Below are 21,383 nucleotides of genomic sequence, written 5' to 3' on the forward strand. Positions count from 1 at the left end.
TAAGGCATGAAGTTTATATAGAAAAATAAAGATGGTAATGATATTTACAACGATTATTAAAGTGGCCATCGCACTTAGGACAGGCTTCAATCATCATATATTCATTGATTGTCATTTCATGTCTACATACACCACATAAAATTGCTTTTTCATTAAATTCACTAGAATCCCATCTTTTTATTGCATGTGATTCATGTTCATTATGACATTTATAGCATGGATAGTATTTACCGCAACATTTAAATTTAATTGCGATGATGTCTAATGGTGTTGGATAATGCGTGCAACGTGCTTCATTGTCTACAGTAGAACCATATATGTTAATCATAATCAATTCTCCTAATTATCGTTTGGATGTTCGCCAATAATTCTAACTTCTCGATGTAGCTCAACATCAAATTGCTCTTTTACTACTTTTTGAACATAGTGGATTAGATCTTCATAGTCTGTTGCGCTTCCGTTATCAACATTTACCATAAAACCAGCATGCTTCTTAGACACTTCGACGCCACCAATACGATGACCTTGTAATTCAGCATCTTGAATCAATTTACCGGCAAAGTGGCCCGGAGGACGTTGGAATACACTACCACATGATGGATATTCTAAAGGTTGCTTGGATTCTCTTCTTTCCGTTAAATCATCCATTTTTTCTTGGATAGCTTGTTTGTCACCAGGCATTAAAGTGAATGCTGCTTCAAGAACGACTAAATGTTCTTTTTGAACGATACTATTGCGATAATCTAACTCTAAATCCTTATTCGTTAATGTGATGAGTTCACCTTTATCATTTACACACAGTGCATAGTCTATACAATCTTTGACTTCGCCGCCATATGCACCAGCATTCATAAAAACAGCGCCACCGATTGATCCTGGAATACCACAAGCAAACTCTAAGCCAGTTAGCGCATAGTCTCTAGCAGTACGAGATACATCGATAATCGCTGCACCACTGCCAGAAATAATAGCATCATCTGAAACGTCTATATAATCTAGTGAGAGTAAGCTAATTACAATACCTCTAATACCACCTTCACGAATGATAATATTCGAGCCATTGCCTAAATAAGTGACTGGAATATCATTTGTATATGCATAGTGAACGATAGATTGGACGTGTTCATTTTGGGTAGGTGATAAATAGTAGTCAGCCTGACCACCAGTTTCAGTATATGTATAACGTTTTAATGGTTCGTCTATTTTAATAATTTCTTTTGGAACAATTGCTTCTAATTCTTTTAAGATGTCATCTTTATGCAAGTCTAGAACATCCTTTCCTGTTGAATTCATTTTGTTTATTATACCAATGATTACCCGTCTTTGCTAAATAGTATAGCAATTTATTAAAGGTTTTATAGTTTTATTCAAATTTTATGCTTTTGATTAAATTTTATAAGTCGTCATAGATCATTTTAATAATGACTTATGGTCTTTTTGTTTTGTTAATTGTTGAAATAACATTTGTTTGTGATTTTCGTAATCACGAATTGTCACGTTATGACTTGCTAAGCACTGTTTTTTATTACTAAAATGCTTAGCAATCACACTGTTTGAAGCTAGGATCTCATCCATTTCTAAATAATCAGTATAGAGTGGTGTGTTTTTTTGAATAATATGTAGTCGTGTCGTTTGTTTTAACTCAATAAGATTATTAAATTGAGCCATGACTACTTTTTTCTTATATGGATGGTGTAATCGATAAAAGCCTTCATAATTCAAACGTTTTTCGTCTAAAGAAGTTACGTCATGTAAATTATTTACCCCCACTAAAATATCTAATATAGGTTCAGTAGGGTACATGAAGTGTCTTGTACCTCCGATGTGATGCGTTGATTTAACAGGTGTATCCAATAAATTGAATAAAATATTTCTGAGATGATTATATCGCTGTGTGAAATGACCGTTATTATCTTCAGTTATAAATAATTGTATGCTTGAATACATATAGGTTGACCACTCCTTTAAATGTTATTATATAACTGTTAAACTGTAAATTCTGAAACAATATATCATATATCATTTTCAAGTTAAATAAGTTTCTGTATAATATGGAATGATAAGGAGTTCAGAAATGAAAAAAATACAATACATTGTTTTAGTAGTTTGTTTTTCTATTTCACTTTCTGCCTGTAACAATGAAGGAGAAAATGAATTTAAAGATTTTGACAGTTCGTTAAATGACGTGAAAAATAAAGAAACCGAACTAAGAGATGTTATGGATGACATGCAATTAAAAAGTCTAGATAATTTGAGTAAGACAGATATGACAGATAAAAATAAGAAAGCATTTAATGATTTGCAAAATGAATTAAACAGCAAATTGATTCCTAAATTAGAAGAATACGAAACAGCAGCAAAAAATTTACCAACGGATTCAAATGAAACAAAAGAACTTAAATCTACTTATTTAGATTCAGTAAAAAAGAAAAAATCAGCAATCAATGAGTTGAAAACATTTGTTGATTTGTGTAATCAATCGATTAAAGCAAATGAAGATATCTTAGAATACACAAAACTATTTGAGAAAAATAGATCACAAGTTGAAGACAATATACAAAAAGCTAGTACTGTTGGTAATAGTACAGATGTTACTAATTTTAAAAATAAGTTAGAACAAAACAATAAAGACTTAAAAAACACTGCAGAAGCAGAGGCTGATTCTACAGATTCAAATGAAATAAAAAAATCTATTAAAGAACAAATTATGCCATTAATTACTAAGCAAATTAGAGACTTGAATAAAGCTGAAATAACAGATGGCTATGTGAATGACGCTCGAAAAAATGCTATTGAGATGTATTATAGCTTGCAAAATTATTATGAAACAAGAGAAGAAACTATTGAAATTAGTGATCAATTAGCGAAAATAGATCACAATAATTTACCTCAAAAAGGTGAAGAACTAGAACAGTACGAAGCTACTTTTAATAAGCAATATCAACAAGCGAATGATAACTATAATTAATAGATTTATAAGTTAAGTTATAAGAATTTGAATAAACTGTTAACAATAAAAAGAGAATTGTGTATAATTGGAAACAATGATATGAGAATATCGTGGAACTTTCACACTTGGTGAGACTTAGGGTGTGTTAAATATTTTTAGAGGTGAATAGAATGGCTATAAAGCTGAGTTCGATTGACCAGTTTAAGCAAATTATTAAAGAAAACAAATATGCATTTGTATTGAAACATAGTGAAACATGTCCGATTTCAGCAAATGCAATGGACCAATTCAACAAATTTTTATATGAAAGAGATATGGATGGTTACTACTTAATCGTACAACAAGAGAGAGATTTATCTAATTATATAGAAGAACAAACAGAAGTGAAACACGAATCGCCACAAGCATTTTATTTTGTTGAGGGACAAGCAATTTGGAATGCAAGTCATGATAAAATTAATGTCGCTTCATTAGCAAACGCTGAAGAATAAAAACAAATTTAATTACATTTAGAAACGCTTGTCAATCTTTTATCAACACCAAGAGATTAGCAAGCGTTTCTTTTAATGTGAAAAAATTCCTAATGGCATGTATAATAAATAATTGAATGAGAAATATAGATTGCTATTTGATAGTGAGCGAATTTATAGAGCTAAACTTTATAGTTTATAGTGTTAATTATGATTTAGAACGCTGAATTTCAAAGTAAGCGTGTTTTAAATGCTCACATAGGGATATAAGTCTACGTGTATACTATAATAAATAAGTCTACAGAGGGAAGATGATTTTCTTTGAGTTGTGTATAATCATCATACAATAACAGTTATTAACAAAAAAATTTGAGGTGACAAATATGAAAGTTTTAGTAGCGATGGATGAATTTAATGGTATTATATCTAGCTATCAGGCCAATCGTTATGTAGAAGAAGCGGTAGCGAGCCAAATAGAAAAAGCAGATATTGTTCAAGTGCCATTATTTAATGGGCGTCATGAACTTATGGATTCTGTCTTTTTATGGCAGTCAGGTACGAAATATAAAGTGCCAGCACATGATGCAGATATGAATGAGGTAGAAGCGGTTTATGGCATTACTGATAACCATATGACGATTATTGAAGGCAACTTGTTTTTAAAAGGGAACAAGCCAATCATTGAGCGCACAAGTTATGGTTTAGGTGAAATTATGTTAGATGCATTAGATAATGATGCAGAACATATTATTATGTCTTTAGGTGGTATAGGTAGCTTTGACGGTGGTGCAGGTATGTTACAAGCACTTGGGGCTAAGTTTTATGATGATGAAGCGCAAGAAGTGGATTTACGTCAAGGTAGTAAGATGTTGAAATATATACGTAAAATTGATATTTCTGACATTCATCCACAATTGAAAAATGTACGTTTTCAATTAATGTCTGATTTTGATAGTAAACTATATGGGAAAAATAGTGAAATTATGCAAACATATGAACTCTATGGAATGACACGTCAAGATGCTGCTGAAATAGACAATTTACTGTGGTATTTAAGTGAAATTTTCAAAAGTGAGTTAAAACTGACAATGGGTCCTGTTCAAAGAGGTGGTGCAGGCGGTGGTATTGCTGCAGCCTTAAATGTACTTTATGATGCCGAAATTATGACAAGCCATGAACTTGTGGATCAAATTACACATTTAGATAATTTGATACAACAAGCGGATTTAATTATATTCGGTGAAGGTGTAAATGAAGCAGACCAAATTTTAGAAACAACAACAGTGCGTCTGGCAGAGTTAGCAACGAAGCATAATAAACCATCTATTGCCATATGTGCGACAGATGACAAATTTGATTTGTTTGAATCAATGGGTGTCACTGCTACATTTAATACGTTTATAGAAATGCCGGAAAGTTTTACAGATTTCAAAATGGGTATTCAAATTAGACACTATACAGTACAAGCAATTAAATTATTGAAAACACAATTTGAAGTGTAAGTAGATAGGTGTTGAAAATTTTCAACATATGCTAAATAAAGGTCCGTAAGTTCACACGTAATGATTATAAATATATGAGAAATAGAAAAAGCGTAGATTCCTCAAAGTGAGAATCTACGCTTTTTTATTGAGTTTGGATTTATATACAACTTACCAAACTTAATTTACTTTTTATAAGTGTTTACGACTTCTTGTGCGATGCCCACAATGACATCTACAGCTTTTTCCATAACATCAATGGATGCATATTCAAAAGGTCCATGGAAATTAGCACAACCTGTAAAGATATTAGGGGTTGGTAGGCCCATATATGAAAGTTGAGACCCGTCCGTTCCACCACGTATAGGTGCTGTATTAGCAGGGATTTCTAACTTTTCAAACACACGTTTTGGTATATCAATTACATGTGGGTTTGGTTTGATTTTTTCCCCCATATTGTAGTATTGATCATTGATTTCTATTTCTATTGGTGCATCAGTATAATGCGTATTAATGTCATTTTTAATCTCAACAAGACGTTTCTTGCGTAATTCAAAATGATTTCTATCATGATCACGAATAATATAGTGTAATGTCGTTTTTTCAACATCACCGTTCATTTTCATTAAATGATAGAAACCTTCGTAATCTTCTGTTCGTTCAGGCACTTCATTTTGTGGTAATAATGAGTTGAATTGTTGCCCCAAGAGAATAGCGTTAATCATTGCATTTTTAGCAGAACCAGGATGTACATTGACACCGTGACACGTAACGATTGCTTCTGCAGCATTGAAACTTTCATATTGTAATTCGCCAAATTCACTGCCATCCATAGTGTAGGCAAAATCAGCATTAAAACGCTCAACATCAAAGGCATGAGGGCCTTTACCAATTTCTTCATCTGGCGTAAAAGCAATACGAATAGGACCATGTTTGACTTCTGGATGTTCCGTTAAATACTTAATTGCTTCCATGATTTCAACGACACCGGCTTTGTCATCAGCACCTAATAGTGACGTGCCATCTGTGACCATTAACGTATGACCTTCTACGTGTTTCATAGCAGGAAATACATCTTGGCTCAATATACGACTTGTTTCACCTAATTTGATAGGTTGACCATCATAATTTTCAATGATTTGTGGATTTACATTTGATGCATTGAAATCAGGTGAAGTATCAACATGTGCCAAAAAGCCAACAGTAGGTAAAGCTTCGTCAACATTACTTTCTAATGTTGCGAATAAATAACCTTGTTCATCAATGTCAGTTTCTAAACCTAAATCCGTTAACTCGTCATTTAACAAATTTAGTAAATTCCATTGCTTCTCAGTGGAAGGCGTGGTATTAGACTCTGGATCAGATTGTGTATCTATTGTTACATATCTTGTTAATCTATCAATTATATCAGTTTTCAAAAAAAACACCCCTTAAGCTCTATTGTTCATATTGTAAGATTTTTTATATGTTTTACCATTCATTCTACCATAATGTTGTTTAATCCGTGTATTGAGATGATAGATGATTTCTGCACATAGAATACCAAAAGCAATCGCGCCTGAAATCAAAGTGACCTCAAGAAATGTATTTGTAGCGAGTGTATATTGATTACTAACTAAATAACGTGTCGCTTCATATGCTAAACCACCTGGTACTAATGGGATAATCCCTGGAACAATAAAGATAATAACAGGTCGTTTGTAACGTCTACTCATTACGTGACTCATAATTGCTAAAATAAAGCTTCCTAAAAATGAAGCCATTACTTTACCGAAATCTAAGTCCACAGTAAGTTTGAAGATGATCCAGCCCATTGCGCCAACGAAACCACAAGCTAAAAGGAGGCGACGTGGTGCATTAAAGATAATCGAAAAAAGCATTGTAGCTAAAAAGCTGACAATAAATTGTAAAACATAATATCCGATGAGCATATAAGCACTCCTTTTTAAAATATTAATAAAACGATGGCAACGCCGGCACCAATTGCAAATGCTGTGAGAGCTGCTTCAACGCCACGAGACATACCGGCAATCAATTCTCCAGCCATTAGATCACGAATAGCATTCGTAATTAATATCCCTGGTACAAGAGGCATGACGCCAGCTATGGTTATAAAGTCTTGGTTTTCTGTCATACCTAATTTAGTGAATGTGGCGGCGACCGTTATAACAACTACAGCACTAAGAAATTCTGAAAAGAATTTAATTTGAATATAGCGTTGTACAAAATCAAAAGTTAAAAACGCACCAGCTCCAGCAATAATAGCGAAAAAGAAGTCGTTTATTCCGCCGCCAAACATGATGAGGAAGAATCCACATGCGATTGCTGCTGCGAAGAACTTAGTAATAGATGAAAATTGTAAGGATGCATGATGTAAATGTATAAGTTCTGACTTTGCTTCATCTATATCTAATTGATTGTTTGAAATTTTACGCGATAAACTATTGGTTAAGGCGATTTTTTCTAAATCAGTAGTTCTCTCACGAATGCGTACAAGTCGCGTGTTCGTACGATCATTAAGGGAAAAAATAATTGCTGTAGAAGTTACAAAGCTATATGTATCATCTAAGCCATAGTTGGCAGCGATTCGTGTCATCGTATCTTCCACACGATAGGTTTCAGCACCACTTTCTAGCAAAATTCTTCCCGCGATAAGTACGACATCAATCACTTTGTCTTCATCAATGATAGTGATTGTATCTGACATAGTTGGTCACCTCCTAGAATAATATTAGAACAATTGAAAGTTTACAGCGTACAACAGTAACTTTCAATAACAATTCATACTCTGTTATTAATTTTTAAACTCCCATTATATATTGTAACAAACATAATTTTGTAATTGTTGTTTTTAAGTTAAAAAATAACAATTGAAACATACGCTTCAATCTAGATTTCAATTTTAACATATAGATTCTTTAAGTGTTGACTGTGTCTGCTTTTAGACGTAGTTATTTTTTGAAATGAAGAGGGGGAGTTGCACAATTTGAAACGTGACTACAGAAAGTGAGCATAAAAAGAAGAGAGCGGGAATATGAAAACAAAGTTAGAACTTTGTTTTTATACTTCCCGCTCCCTGTTTAAGCAGTTTTAAATTTGAAGTGCTTTTTATAATTTAACAATTGGATTAAACATGACTTGATTACGGCCTTCATTTTTTGCCATGTGCAGCATGTCATCCGCAATTTTGAATACTTTACGTTGAGATTTGTATTCTTCTTGAGTTAAGTAACCTACACCAATGGATACAGATAACTTGATAACTTCTTTATTCGGTAAATGGAAAGTAGATTGTTCTACGCCTGCACGAATATTTTCACTGAGTTTTACACATTGATCTAAAGTATAATCGTATAAGACAATTGAAAATTCTTCGCCTCCATTACGATAAATACTAAATTGTTGAGGCACATAATTTTTTAATAGTTGTGCGACTTGTCTAAGTACGGCATCACCAGATTTATGTGAAAATTTATCATTTACATCTTTGAAACCATCTATATCAATGAGTAATAACCCTAAGCTTTCATTGTTTTCTTCAGCGATACGCGTCGTTTCATTTAAATGTCTATCAAATTCTTTAACATTACCCAAACCAGTTAAATAGTCCAGTTTATCTTCATTTTCATAACGATTAACTAATGAGAAAAAATGCCAAATATCAACAAATGTGATAGAAGAAGTAATCGTTAAAATAAAGGATAGTGGTATTAAGAACAACACCTCTGTTAATTCATAATAAGGGCTGATAAGTGATAAGATAAGCAAAATAACTAATGTAATTGCATTAAGGATTTGTAATGAAACAATGTCGCTTTGTTTTAAAAATGGTCCAACTGCGCCGACCACGATGGCTATAACGATGAGAATCGTAGCAATAATAATTGTGAAGTCACCAATCAGTACATTGACTACAGATACTATAATCGCGGCTAGAACGGTGTATACCATATTTGTATATCTACCTAAGAATAAAATAGGCACGAATGATAAATAGAGTGCGTATTCATTGAATAGGGGCACTGGGTAGGCGGATAGTAAAAGTGCTACTATCGTCATTAAAATAGTGACGTATTCTTTTGAAAACACCATGTTTTTATTTTCTGAATACTGTAGGCGATGGAATAAGTAAATTCCTGCCACAATAACAGAGATATTGTAGATAATAGCTTCAAACATTTAACGTTACACTCCTTTGAATAAACACTTAGTTATTGTAAGTGAAAACTTACATTTTGTCATCACTATATAAATAGAAATTTATAACATTCACTTAGTATTCATGTTAAAATATTTGTCTGAGTGATTATATATAAATCACTCAGTTTATAATTAAAAATCAAAACAAATTCGTTTATAGGATGTTAATTATCTCATTACTATTTGTATAAGTAAAAGCGTATGAGGTATTATGGTATTAAGTGCATAAATATTTAGATATGGCGGATGTGCAATTTGTTAGAGTTGCATCAACATCACAGACCATTTTATAGATAATATAAATTTGCAGTTTAAAGTTAAAATTATTTTCAATGTAACGACTTTGAAATTCGAAATAATCAAGAATTATATTAATGAAGGTGAACTGATGTATACATTATTATTAATCATTTTTTCAATGATTGTCAGTTTAATACTAACACCAATAATTATAAAGGTTTCTCATAAACTAGGCATTGTAGATAAGCCGAATTTTAGAAAAGTACATACAAAACCCGTTTCTGTATTAGGCGGAACTGTAATACTTTTTGCGTTTCTATTAGGGATATGGCTAGGACATCCGATAGAAACTGAAGTTAAACCGCTTGTTATTGGATCAGTATTAATCTATTTGGTGGGACTTGTAGATGATATCTATGATTTGAAACCAGTTATAAAATTAATTGGCCAAGTAATTGCAGCACTCGTCGTTGTCTACTATGGAGTGACGATTGATTTTATCTCCTTACCAATTGGACCTACGATACATTTTGGTGTATTTGGGATTCCTATCACTGTGATTTGGATTGTAGCCATCACTAATGCAATTAACTTAATCGATGGATTAGATGGATTAGCATCTGGTGTATCAATGATTGCCTTAATGACAATTGGCTTTATAGCAATATTACAAGCAAATATTTTTATTATGATGATTTGCAGTGTCTTAATAGGTGCGCTTTTAGGATTCTTATTCTTTAATTTCCACCCAGCTAAAATCTTTTTAGGTGATAGTGGTGCGTTACTTGTAGGATTTATTGTAGGATTCCTATCATTACTAGGATTTAAGAATATAACTTTTATTTCACTATTCTTCCCAATTGTTATCTTAGCAGTGCCGTTTATTGATACGTTGTTTGCGATGATACGTCGTGTGAAGAAAGGTCAGCATATTATGCAAGCAGATAAATCGCATTTACATCATAAATTATTAGAATTAGGTTATTCACATCGCCAGACCGTAATACTTATATATTCTATAGCATTACTATTTAGTCTTGCTAGTATTATATTATATTTATCTCAACCATGGGGTGTACTCATGATGCTCATTCTTATTTTAGTTACGATTGAGCTTATTGTAGAATTTACTGGTCTCATTGATGATGATTACAGACCTTTAATGAAATTAATTGAAAACAAACAACGAAACAAAGACGACGAACATCAATAATAAAGAGGCTTCCAAGATGGAAGTCTCTTTATTTTATATTCTGATACGTATAATTTGGATTTCAAAATTAAGAAGTAGAAATATCGAAAGGTAAGCGTACAACTTCATTTTCTATTAAATCATAATTTCCTGAAGTGTTACGATTTAAAAAATCTATAAATTGAGCGTAATCTGTTTTAACAACATCAATGTGGTAACTTACTTTATCAGTATAATTCGTATCACGTAATAAATAAGGTGTGCTCGCAAGTTCATATTCAAACTTACCTGTTAAATCATAAGCAATGGTAACCGTTGTAGGTATAGCAGGACGCAAAGCAACTCTACCAATATCATAAATTACATCTCGTACTGCACCACTATATGCACGGATTAATCCGCCACCGCCTAATTTAATGCCACCAAAGTAGCGTGTGACCACTACGGCAGCATCATGTATCTCTAATTTTTTTAAAATATCGAGCATAGGAACTCCCGCTGTACCACTTGGCTCACCGTCGTCATTTGCTTTTTGGATATTCATTTGGTCTCCAACTGTATATGCTGAACAATTATGTGTTGCTTCTCGGTGTTCAGATTTCACTGCCTCGATAAAAGCTTTAGCGGCATCTTCAGATTCCACAGGTTTAATATGTGCTATAAAACGTGATTTACTGATTATATTTTCAATTGTATGTTCTTTTTTAATTGTGATTATTGCATCATCCATTTATCGTCACCTCATCTTTGTATAGTCAGACAATCATTTATATATGTTTTTAAAATTCATTAATTACACATATTATACACTGTATTGTATTATAGATTAAATGCAAAAATAAATTTTCTTTTTACTTAAAATAGGGTATCATAGTTGTGAGTATAATTGAGGAGGATTAAGATGAAGATTGCTGTCTTGACGGATTCAACGAGCTATCTATCTCAAACGCTAATAGAAAAATATAACATAAGAATTGCGCCGCTAAGCGTAACTTTCGATAATGGTGAAAATTTTGTAGAAAACGCAACAATATCAACGGATGCATTTTATAAAAGAATGGAAACTTCAAATACAATTCCCACGACGAGTCAACCTGCCATTGGAGAGTTTATAAAACATTTTAAAGAACTTCAAGATGAAGGCTATACTGATGTCATATCTGTTTTTATTTCATCTGGTATTAGTGGCAGTTATCAAACAGCTACGCAAGCAGGGAAAATGGTAGAAGGTATCAATGTGCATACATTTGATTCGAAATTAGCTGCGATGGTAGAAGGTGGTTATGTTCTACGTGCAGTTGAAATGATAGAACAAGGATATGAGCCCCAAGATATTATTAAAGACCTTGAAGCTATGCGAGAAGTAACGGGTGCAATCTTAATGGTAGATGATTTAAAAAATTTACAGAAAAGTGGTCGTATCACTGGAGCGCAAGCATGGGTAGGTACAATGTTGAAAATGAAACCTGTGTTAACATTTGATGACGGCAAAATCGTACCAGAATCAAAAGTTCGCACGAAAAAACGTGCACTCAATGAAATCGTTAATAAAGTTACCGCTCAAGTGAAAGATTATGAAGCAGTGACATTATATATTATTGAGGGTGATAAATCAGAAGATGCAGCCTGGATGGAAAAAGAATTACAAGAAAAATACCCACAATATAAACTGCAACGCTCTAAGTTAGGTCCGGTTATTGCAGCGCACTTAGGTTCTGGTGGTATGGGACTAGGGTTTACAGGGAGAAACATACGTATATCATAAATATTAACTCGTTTAAAGACATGTCATGCCAAGAATGGTATCCATGTCTTTTTTTATTGGAGGTCATCTAAGATAAAACATTATGGAAAACTAATTACCGAAAAAGATATGTTAACTGATGAGAAAATCAGACACATTTCTACTGGTGTGATAAACAAACAAGGGCACTGGTATTGTATACAATGTCATACACAAGAAAAACGTCATTTTTACAAATACTTTTCAACATTATTAGATAAAGAAGTTGTGTATTGCAGAAATTGTATCAATTTGAGCAGAATGGATAATATTAATGAAGTTTATATTACTGAAACAAATACGGCGATTTCCCAAGGGATATATCACTTACCATTTGAATTATCAGAACAACAACGCTTTGCTTCAATTCAAATTTTAGAAGCGGTTAAAAATTTAACATCTATTTTATTATATGCTGTGACAGGCGCTGGTAAGACAGAAATGATTTTTGAAGGTATTAGCTTTGCGAGAAGTGCAGGCTATAATGTTGCCGTTGTATCGCCAAGAGTAGATGTTGTTATAGAAGTGAGTTTACGTATTAAAGCAGCTTTTCGAGATGAGGCGATAGATGTACTTTATCAAGGTCAGAGACAATGTCATAATGGGCACTTTGTAATTGCTACAGTGCATCAATTATATCGGTTTAAGCATCATTTTGACTTGGTTATTGTAGATGAAGTTGATGCATTTCCGCTATCAATGGATCCAATGCTCTTTGATGTCATCACTCATGCCTCAAAAGAACATCATTGCCACATTTATATGACTGCGACGCCACCAACTGCATTACTTAGCAAAATGAAAGATGGTGGTATAGTAACATTGCCTGCCCGTTTTCATAGGAAACCTTTGCCAGTTCCTCAGTTTAAATATTACAAAATAAAATTTCATAAAATACAACGATTTCTTATGAATCGATTGAAACAACAAATTGAAACAGGACGGTATACGCTCGTGTTTTTTAATCACATACATCTTATGAAACAAATGTACCATTGTTATAAAACAGAAATAACTTCATTGGCCTATGTACATAGTGAGGATGTACTTCGTTTTGAAAAAGTGAGCGATTTAAGAAAAGGTAAATATAAAGTGATGTTTACCACTACAATTTTAGAAAGAGGATTTACTATGGCGAACTTAGACGTCATCGTGCTTAATAGTCATATGTTTGAAAGCAGTGCACTTGTGCAAATAGCTGGAAGAGTGGGACGTAAATTAGAAGCTCCGACAGGATTAGTATTATATTTACACGAGGGGATTACCATGGACATGCTTAAAGCACGCAAAGATATTAAAAAAATGAACGTATTAGCACACAACAGGGGATGGTTAGATGGCTAGATGTATTCAATGTCATCACACGTTTTCTGAAGCGTTTAACGCCTTCACATTTTATAAAAAAGCATCTAAATTATGTGAATCATGCATAGAACATTGGAATGAGCTCAATATTAAACCCCTCAATCGGTGTGTCAGATGTTTAAAGAACTTAGAAGAAAATGAAGCGGATTGCTTAGATTGTCTATTTTTAGCTACAAAATATAATTTAATGAATCAGTTATATTGCCAATACCAATATAAAGGTATGTTGAAGACCCTGATTCATCAATATAAATTTAAGAAAGATGTCGCAATCTGTGAAATATTAGCAACACAGCTTCATTTTCCTAAAATGTCATATGATTATATTGTGCCCATACCATCTCCTTTAGTTAGAGATAAAGAGCGAACATTTAATCCTGTGGTGACCGTGTTAGATAAAATGGGTGTGAGTTATGAGCCAATACTACGTACGCGCATACGTCCAAAGCAATCAATTTTAGGAAAACAATTACGGGCTCAATCAAAAAATCCATTTGAAATCGTAAAAAATATAGATTTAGAAAATAAAAACATTTTACTTGTAGATGACATTTATACTACAGGCTTAACAGTTCATAATGCTGCAGAATTACTTTTTGTTAGAAAAATCAGAAAATTCGATGTGTTTACGTTTGCACGGTAGGAGAAACGTGGTATTATAAGAGTAAGCAATATTACCAATATAGAGGTTTTAAAGGAGTCGATTATTATGATCAGATTTGAAATTCACGGGGAGAACCTCACTATTACTGATGCGATTCGCAACTATATTGAGGAGAAAATTGGTAAATTAGAAAGATATTTTAATGATGTGCCAAATGCAATCGCACATGTTAAAGTAAAAACGTATCAAAATTCAGCAGCAAAAATCGAAGTAACTATTCCATTGAAAAACGTTACTTTAAGAGCTGAAGAACGCCACGATGATTTATACGCAGGTATTGATTTGATTAACGGTAAACTTGAAAGACAAGTTAGAAAATACAAAACGCGTGTAAATCGTAAAAATAGAAGTCGTGGAGAACAAGAAGCATTTGCATCATTGCCACAAGAAAGTGAAGCAGAAGAGATTCAAAATGATGACAATGAAAGTGATATCGAAATTATTCGTTCAAAAAATTTCAGTTTGAAACCTATGGATTCAGAAGAAGCAGTATTGCAAATGGATTTATTAGGACATGATTTCTTTATTTTCACAGATCGTGAAACTGATGGTACGAGTATTGTTTATAAAAGAAGAGATGGAAAATATGGTTTGATTGAAACAACTGAATAATTTGTTTTAATTAAGTCCAATATTAAACTAACTGTAGCGTTCATGATTGAGTTAAATCATGGACGCTCATTTTTTGTTGTGTTACTATGAAATAATTTGAAAGTTAGGTAAGATCTTGTGTATATTTTAATTGAATAAGAAATAAAATAAAAAATGAAAACTACTAATAAATAAAAAATAGCATTAACAAGCGAAAAAACTGTTTAAATGGAAAGTTAATAAGTGTAAATTTAAGCTTATAAATGATATCATAAATTGTTGTAAGCGAAGAGTTAAAAAGCTAAAGGAGCGAACAAAATGGGTTTTTTATCAAAGATTGCAGATGGCAATAAAAAAGAAATAAAACGCCTTGGTAAATTAGCCGACAAAGTCCTTGCGTTAGAAGAGGATACGTCGATATTAACTGATGAAGAAATTAGAGAGAAAACAAAAGCATTTCAAAAACAATTACAAGCAGAAGAAGATATTAAAAAACAATATAAAATGCTCGATGATATTTTACCGGAAGCCTTTGCGCTCGTAAGAGAAGGTTCAAAACGTGTGTTCAATATGATTCCATATAAAGTTCAGGTTATGGGTGGTATTGCAATTCATGGTGGCGACATTTCTGAAATGAGAACGGGTGAAGGTAAAACGTTAACTGCAACAATGCCAGTTTATTTAAACGCATTGTTAGGTCGCGGTGTGCATGTTATTACAGTAAACGAATATTTATCTAGTACACAAAGCGAAGAAATGGCAGAACTATATGAATTCCTAGGGTTATCAGTAGGATTAAACGTCAACAGTATGACAACAAATGAGAAGAGAGAAGCATACGCAAGTGATATTACGTATAGTACGAACAATGAGTTAGGCTTCGATTATTTACGTGATAATATGGTGAACTATGCAGAAGAACGTGTTATGAGACCATTGAACTTTGCTATTATTGATGAAGTTGACTCAATTTTAATCGATGAAGCGCGTACGCCACTAATCATTTCAGGTGAAGCTGAGAAATCGACTTCGCTTTATACACAAGCAAATGTCTTTGCTAAAATGTTGAAAAATGAAGACGACTATAACTACGATGAAAAAACAAAAGCTGTTCAATTAACAGAACAAGGTATTGATAAAGCAGAACGCATGTTTAAGATTGATAATCTATATGATGTTAATAATGTGGATATTATTAGCCATATTAATACTGCGTTACGTGCACATGTAACATTGCAACGAGATGTGGATTACATGGTGAATAATGGTGAAGTCTTAATTGTTGATCAATTTACTGGTCGTACAATGCCAGGACGTCGCTTTTCAGAAGGCTTACACCAAGCCATAGAAGCAAAAGAAGGCGTGAAGATTCAAAACGAATCTAAAACAATGGCTTCTATTACATTCCAAAACTATTTCAGAATGTACAACAAACTTTCTGGTATGACAGGTACAGCTAAAACTGAAGAAGAAGAGTTCAGAAACATTTATAATATGACTGTAACTCAAATACCTACTAACAAACCGATACAACGTGTGGATAAACCAGACTTAATATACATTAGTCAAAAAGGTAAATTTGATGCAGTTGTTGATGATGTTATTGAAAAACATAAACTTGGACAACCTGTACTATTGGGTACAGTTGCAGTTGAAACCAGTGAATATATTTCTAATTTATTGAAGAAACATGGCGTACGTCATGACATTTTAAATGCTAAAAATCACGAACGTGAAGCAGATATAGTTGCTAATGCAGGTCAACGTGGAGCGGTTACTATCGCTACTAACATGGCAGGTAGAGGTACAGATATTAAACTTGGCGTAGGTGTTGAAGAAATCGGCGGCCTTGCAGTAATTGGTACAGAGCGACATGAATCTCGTCGTATTGATGATCAATTACGTGGTCGTGCTGGACGACAAGGTGATAAAGGGGACAGTCGCTTCTATTTATCCCTACAGGATGATTTAATGGTACGTTTTGGTTCAGAACGTTTACAAAGTATGATGAATCGTTTAGGTATGGATGATTCTACACCAATAGAATCTAAAATGGTGTCCCGTGCCGTTGAATCTGCTCAAAAACGTGTAGAAGGTAATAACTTTGATGCACGTAAACGTGTACTTGAATATGACGATGTATTACGTAAACAACGTGAGATTATATATGGTGAACGTAACCGTATTATTGATAATGATGAAAGTGGAGATTTAGTAAATGAAATGCTCCATTCTACAATAGATAGAAGCGTTCATTATTATATAAATGAAGACGAAGAAGATTTAGATTATGAGCCATTCATCAACTATATTGATGATGTATTCTTAAATGAAGGTGACTTAAAACTAGAAGATATCAAAGGTAAGGACCAAGAGGATATCATTGATATTGTTTGGTCAAAAGTTGAAGTCGCGTTAAAAGATCAAAAAGAGAAAATTGGTACACAATTTGATGAATTCGAACGTATGATTTTACTTCGTTCAATCGATTTACATTGGACAGATCATATAGATACAATGGATCAATTACGTCAAGGTATCCATTTGCGTTCTTATGGCCAGCAAAATCCATTACGTGATTATCAAAACGAAGGTCACCAACTTTTCGATACAATGATGCAAAACATCGAAGAAGATGTTAGCAAATATATCTTGAAATCCGTAGTAACAGTTGAAGATGACTTAGAACGTGATAAAGCAACAGATTTCGGTAAAGCTGAACACGTATCTGCAGAAGATGGTAAAGAAAAAGCTAAAGCATCACCTTATGTTAAAGATGATCATATCGGTAGAAACGATCCTTGCCCTTGCGGTAGTGGAAAAAAATATAAAAACTGCCACGGTGCGTAATTTGAAAGTGATTTTAAATAAAACCGGAAGCCTTGATAAAGCATATATCAACTTCCGGTTTTTATTTATCAAAAATTAAAGTTAGCGTGTTTTAATAAATAAAAAACAGTGGCAGAGTTGTAATTAAGCCTCAAACTTTTGTAGAATAGATATATTGAATAAAATAACATAATTTAATAGTAGTATTTCAATCGTACGATAACAGGAGAGATGCATTGATGGAACTATCAGAAATTAAACGTAATATAGATTATTATAATGAAAAATTAGAGCAGCTTAGGGGGTCTCTTTGACTTAGAAGAAAAAGAGACAAATATTCAGGAATACGAAGAAATGATGACTGATCCTACTTTTTGGGATGATCAAGATAAAGCACAGGAAATTATCGATAAGAATAATGCTTTAAAAACGATCGTAAATGCATATCGAGGATTAGAATCTGAAATAGAAGAGATGGAAACAACAAGAGAACTATTATTAGACGATGATGATGAAGATATGAAGTCAGATTTAGAACAAAACGTATTAGATTTTAAAGAAAACTTAGATAATTTTGAACTACAATTATTACTTGATGGTCCATACGATGCGAACGATGCCATTATGGAACTACATCCTGGCGCAGGCGGTACGGAATCGCAAGATTGGACAAATATGCTTTTAAGAATGTATCAACGTTATTGTGAACACAAAGGGTTTAAAGTTGAAATTGCAGACTATCTACCTGGTGATGAAGCGGGCGTTAAAAGCGTTACATTAATCGTTAAAGGTCATAATGCCTATGGTTATTTGAAAGCTGAAAAAGGCGTGCATCGACTTGTCCGTATTTCACCGTTTGATTCGTCTGGACGTAGACATACTTCATTCGCTTCTTGTGATGTTATACCACAATTCAATAATACAGAAATTGAAATCGATATAAATCCAGATGATATTAATGTTGATACATTTAGAGCATCTGGCGCAGGTGGTCAACATATTAATAAAACAGAATCAGCAATTAGAATAACCCATCATCCTACAGGCATTGTAGTAAACAACCAAAATGAGCGTTCTCAAATTAAAAACAGAGAAGCTGCAATGAAGACATTGAAAGCCAAGTTATATCAATTGAAAATTGAAGAACAAGAGCAAGAAATGGCAGAAATTCGTGGTGAGCAAAAAGAAATTGGCTGGGGAAGTCAAATAAGATCTTATGTTTTCCATCCTTATGCAATGGTTAAAGATCATAGAACAAATGAAGAATCAGGTAAAGTAGATGCAGTTATGGACGGTGATATAAGTCCATTTATAGAAGCATACTTACGTAGTCAAATGGATCATTCAGAAAGTTAAGCAAATGATAATAAGAGATCTCGTCATTAGTATTTAAACTAGTGACGAGATCTTTTTAAATTAAAAGAAAAAATAAAAAAAATATGTAAAATGCAATTTAAAATATTACATGTTAGATTAAGCTGATGTATATAGAGACGCTTTAAAAGGTTGTAATATCAAGGTTTTAAACGCGCTTTAAGTTAATAGCGTTGACCCATATTTAGTCTCAATTGTCTATTGCATTACAGTATAATAACAATCACAAAAGAGGGGAAAATTTATGCTATATTATGATTGATTAAAATTCAAGACAGTAAAGGGTTGAATATGTAATGAAGAAAGGATTAACATTTTCTGTAACATCGGCAGCATTGTTTTTTGGTTTTAATGGTATTGCATCAGCAGACCAAATTCACACAGTAAAAGAAGATGCTAAATTATCTGATATAGCGCAAACATTTGCCACAACAACAAATGAAATTCAGTCATTAAATCAATTGAATGACAAAGTAACTGTACAAGCAGGAGAGCAATTAGTGCTTCCAGACAAAGATATAGTAGAAATAAAGCAAGGAGATACGGTTTTAAATATTGCTGCTAAATATCAGCTTAATTTAGAACAACTTTATCAGTTAAACCCAAATCTAGGAGAAATTATTTATCCTGGACAATTAGTGGCAGTATCTGAAAAGGGTTCAGCACATTTAAACAACCAACTTCAAAGTATTTTTAACGAACAGCAAGTACAGAATGAAACAAGGGAAGATAATGATGTTCCAGTAACATCAAACAACTTTGTACCGACAACACAGCATACTTGGGATTACGTAGAAAAAGAAGCAGCAAATAATCAAAATGAAAGTACACAAATGTATTCTAATCAATATAAACCAACACAGGTAGCTTCAAATGGTAGTAATTATTATGATTGGGGACAATGTACATACTATGCATTTGATCGTCGTCAACAATTAGGAAAATCAGTAGGTAACCTTTGGGGTAACGCAAATAATTGGGCTTCGGCAGCGAGTAATAGTGGCTACAAAGTTAACCGTACACCTGAAGTGGGTGCGATTTTCCAAAGTAATGCCGGTAACTATGGTCATGTAGGTGTTGTAGAACGTAAAAATCCAGATGGATCAATTGTAGTATCAGAAATGAATTGGCAAGGTGTAGGACAAAAATCTTATAGAACAATTCACAACACTGATCAATATAATTATATTCATTAGCAAACCATATACCTACTATATACTTGCAATATCATCTGAATACATAAAAAAGGTGATTGATAGTGAGCTTATATTAGAGGTGAGCTTTGCTTAGTATAATAAATGGTACATCATAGAACCACTCCATCATGTTTTGGAGTGGTTCTATGTTTATAGTTCATTGTGGTTAAATAATGTCATGAATAAAATAATGCGACAGCAATATAATTTTTCTAATAAGATTTCGTAGTATATGCCTAGCCAACTCTGCCAAAATAACAACGGGACTGAGATATGAATTTATGTCCTAGGCGCCTCATAAATTGAATTAGTTAAATTCAATTACATTGATAAGACATTTTGATTGTTGAATGATATTATAAAATTAAGTATAATCATTCATTAAACAAACTAGGAGGCGATGTCATGGGAGTACATCAATATTTTAAACGCTTGTCTGATTTAGAAAAATTAATTAGATTGCCGGGAAAATTTAAATACTTTGAGCATAATGTCGCTGCGCATTCATTTAAGGTGACAAAAATTGCACAATATTTGGCTACAGTAGAGGAATACCATGGTAATGAAGTAGATTGGAAGAGTTTATATGAAAAGTCGTTAAATCACGATTTTGCTGAAATTTTTACGGGTGATATCAAAACACCAGTTAAATATGCAAGTGGTGAATTAAAAAAACTCTTCTCACAAGTCGAGGAAGAAATGGTAGACCATTTTATAAATGAAGAAATTCCAGAAGCTTACCAAGATATATATCGAGAAAGACTTCAAGAAGGTAAAGACGACTCATTAGAAGGTCAGATACTTTCTGTAGCTGACAAGATAGATTTATTATATGAAACATTTGGGGAAATACAAAAGCGTAACCCTGAACAACTATTTTTTGAAATATATGAGATGTCCTTAGAAACAATTATGCAATTTGATCATCTAAGTTCGGTACAAGATTTTATAGATAATATTATTCCTGAAATGTTAACGGAGAAATTCATTCCAAGATCAGAATTACGTGAAACAACAATGGCTATTTTAAATAATAGGAATGGGTGAA

The 21,383-nt window shown here is 32.9% G+C and carries 20 protein-coding genes; 12 read left to right on the plus strand and 8 right to left on the minus strand.

Features of this window, described 5'->3' with window-relative positions; genetic code table 11:
• Window positions 1-13: 13 nt before the first annotated feature.
• The 3 genes from AST02_RS11440 to AST02_RS11450 all read right to left on the minus strand — a co-directional run bounded on the left by AST02_RS11440 (window position 14) and on the right by AST02_RS11450 (window position 1,947).
• The gene (locus tag AST02_RS11440; RefSeq protein ID WP_069817886.1) at window positions 14-328 is read right to left on the minus strand and encodes a CHY zinc finger protein; all 315 of its coding nucleotides are present in this window, start codon (window positions 326-328) and stop codon (window positions 14-16) included.
• An 11-nt stretch (window positions 329-339) separates the two neighbouring features.
• Entirely contained in the window at window positions 340-1,263 is a 924-nt protein-coding gene (murB, locus tag AST02_RS11445) for a UDP-N-acetylmuramate dehydrogenase (protein ID WP_081332975.1), read from the minus strand.
• Between the two features lie 147 nt (window positions 1,264-1,410).
• On the minus strand, window positions 1,411-1,947 hold the full coding sequence (locus AST02_RS11450; protein WP_069817888.1) for a GrpB family protein: 537 nt from the start codon (window positions 1,945-1,947) through the stop codon (window positions 1,411-1,413).
• Between the two features lie 127 nt (window positions 1,948-2,074).
• Between AST02_RS11450 and AST02_RS11455 the strand changes: the two genes are divergently transcribed.
• From AST02_RS11455 to AST02_RS11465, 3 genes are all read left to right on the plus strand, one after another.
• The gene (locus tag AST02_RS11455; RefSeq protein ID WP_069817889.1) at window positions 2,075-2,968 is read left to right on the plus strand and encodes an EMYY motif lipoprotein; all 894 of its coding nucleotides are present in this window, start codon (window positions 2,075-2,077) and stop codon (window positions 2,966-2,968) included.
• A gap of 152 nt (window positions 2,969-3,120) precedes the next feature.
• Window positions 3,121-3,441, plus strand: a complete 321-nt coding sequence (gene ytxJ / locus AST02_RS11460) for a bacillithiol system redox-active protein YtxJ (protein WP_069817890.1) — start codon at window positions 3,121-3,123, stop codon at window positions 3,439-3,441.
• A gap of 362 nt (window positions 3,442-3,803) precedes the next feature.
• Window positions 3,804-4,922 (plus strand): glycerate kinase, encoded by a 1,119-nt coding sequence (locus AST02_RS11465; protein WP_069817891.1) that lies wholly within the window; start codon window positions 3,804-3,806, stop codon window positions 4,920-4,922.
• A gap of 164 nt (window positions 4,923-5,086) precedes the next feature.
• Here AST02_RS11465 and pepT read toward each other — a convergent pair whose 3' ends face one another.
• The 4 genes from pepT to gdpS all read right to left on the minus strand — a co-directional run bounded on the left by pepT (window position 5,087) and on the right by gdpS (window position 9,080).
• The gene (gene pepT, locus AST02_RS11470; RefSeq protein ID WP_069817892.1) at window positions 5,087-6,319 is read right to left on the minus strand and encodes a peptidase T; all 1,233 of its coding nucleotides are present in this window, start codon (window positions 6,317-6,319) and stop codon (window positions 5,087-5,089) included.
• A gap of 12 nt (window positions 6,320-6,331) precedes the next feature.
• On the minus strand, window positions 6,332-6,832 hold the full coding sequence (locus AST02_RS11475) for a threonine/serine exporter family protein (protein ID WP_002508286.1): 501 nt from the start codon (window positions 6,830-6,832) through the stop codon (window positions 6,332-6,334).
• Window positions 6,833-6,846: 14 nt separating this feature from the next.
• Entirely contained in the window at window positions 6,847-7,608 is a 762-nt protein-coding gene (locus AST02_RS11480) for a threonine/serine exporter family protein (RefSeq protein WP_069817893.1), read from the minus strand.
• Window positions 7,609-8,009: 401 nt separating this feature from the next.
• Window positions 8,010-9,080 carry a GGDEF domain-containing protein GdpS gene (gdpS, locus tag AST02_RS11485; RefSeq protein ID WP_069817894.1) on the minus strand — a complete coding sequence of 357 codons (1,071 nt, stop codon included), beginning with the start codon at window positions 9,078-9,080 and terminating at the stop codon, window positions 8,010-8,012.
• A 409-nt stretch (window positions 9,081-9,489) separates the two neighbouring features.
• On the opposite strand from gdpS, the gene AST02_RS11490 reads away from it, so the two are divergent.
• Entirely contained in the window at window positions 9,490-10,554 is a 1,065-nt protein-coding gene (locus tag AST02_RS11490; protein WP_069817895.1) for a glycosyltransferase family 4 protein, read from the plus strand.
• A gap of 67 nt (window positions 10,555-10,621) precedes the next feature.
• Here AST02_RS11490 and AST02_RS11495 read toward each other — a convergent pair whose 3' ends face one another.
• On the minus strand, window positions 10,622-11,263 hold the full coding sequence (locus AST02_RS11495) for a YigZ family protein (protein ID WP_069817896.1): 642 nt from the start codon (window positions 11,261-11,263) through the stop codon (window positions 10,622-10,624).
• 171 nt (window positions 11,264-11,434) lie between these two features.
• On the opposite strand from AST02_RS11495, the gene fakB1 reads away from it, so the two are divergent.
• From fakB1 to AST02_RS11535, 8 genes are all read left to right on the plus strand, one after another.
• Window positions 11,435-12,298, plus strand: a complete 864-nt coding sequence (gene fakB1 / locus AST02_RS11500) for a fatty acid kinase binding subunit FakB1 (RefSeq protein ID WP_069817897.1) — start codon at window positions 11,435-11,437, stop codon at window positions 12,296-12,298.
• A gap of 39 nt (window positions 12,299-12,337) precedes the next feature.
• Window positions 12,338-13,660, plus strand: a complete 1,323-nt coding sequence (locus tag AST02_RS11505) for a DEAD/DEAH box helicase family protein (RefSeq protein WP_069817898.1) — start codon at window positions 12,338-12,340, stop codon at window positions 13,658-13,660.
• Complete coding sequence (locus tag AST02_RS11510; RefSeq protein WP_069817899.1) at window positions 13,653-14,324, plus strand: ComF family protein; 672 nt, start codon at window positions 13,653-13,655, stop codon at window positions 14,322-14,324. Before AST02_RS11505 ends, AST02_RS11510 begins: the two co-directional genes overlap by 8 nt.
• Window positions 14,325-14,390: 66 nt before the next feature.
• Window positions 14,391-14,957, plus strand: coding sequence for a ribosome hibernation-promoting factor, HPF/YfiA family (gene hpf, locus AST02_RS11515; RefSeq protein ID WP_069817900.1), 567 nt, complete (start codon window positions 14,391-14,393; stop codon window positions 14,955-14,957).
• Between the two features lie 297 nt (window positions 14,958-15,254).
• Window positions 15,255-17,786, plus strand: a complete 2,532-nt coding sequence (gene secA, locus AST02_RS11520) for a preprotein translocase subunit SecA (protein WP_069817901.1) — start codon at window positions 15,255-15,257, stop codon at window positions 17,784-17,786.
• Window positions 17,787-18,004: 218 nt separating this feature from the next.
• Window positions 18,005-19,121 (plus strand): peptide chain release factor 2 gene (gene prfB, locus AST02_RS11525; protein WP_141714380.1). Its coding sequence is split into 2 segments (ribosomal slippage): window positions 18,005-18,076 and window positions 18,078-19,121, totalling 1,116 coding nucleotides; the frame shifts between segments, so codons are not numbered across the junction.
• A 314-nt stretch (window positions 19,122-19,435) separates the two neighbouring features.
• Window positions 19,436-20,335: a COG3942 and LysM peptidoglycan-binding domain-containing protein gene (locus tag AST02_RS11530; RefSeq protein ID WP_069817902.1), complete on the plus strand. Its 900-nt coding sequence runs from the start codon at window positions 19,436-19,438 to the stop codon at window positions 20,333-20,335.
• A gap of 405 nt (window positions 20,336-20,740) precedes the next feature.
• The gene (locus tag AST02_RS11535; protein ID WP_069817903.1) at window positions 20,741-21,382 is read left to right on the plus strand and encodes a YfbR-like 5'-deoxynucleotidase; all 642 of its coding nucleotides are present in this window, start codon (window positions 20,741-20,743) and stop codon (window positions 21,380-21,382) included.
• The last annotated feature ends 1 nt before the right edge of the window (window position 21,383 follow it).

Source organism: Staphylococcus equorum (assembly GCF_001747895.1).
Lineage (GTDB): Bacteria > Bacillota > Bacilli > Staphylococcales > Staphylococcaceae > Staphylococcus > Staphylococcus equorum_A.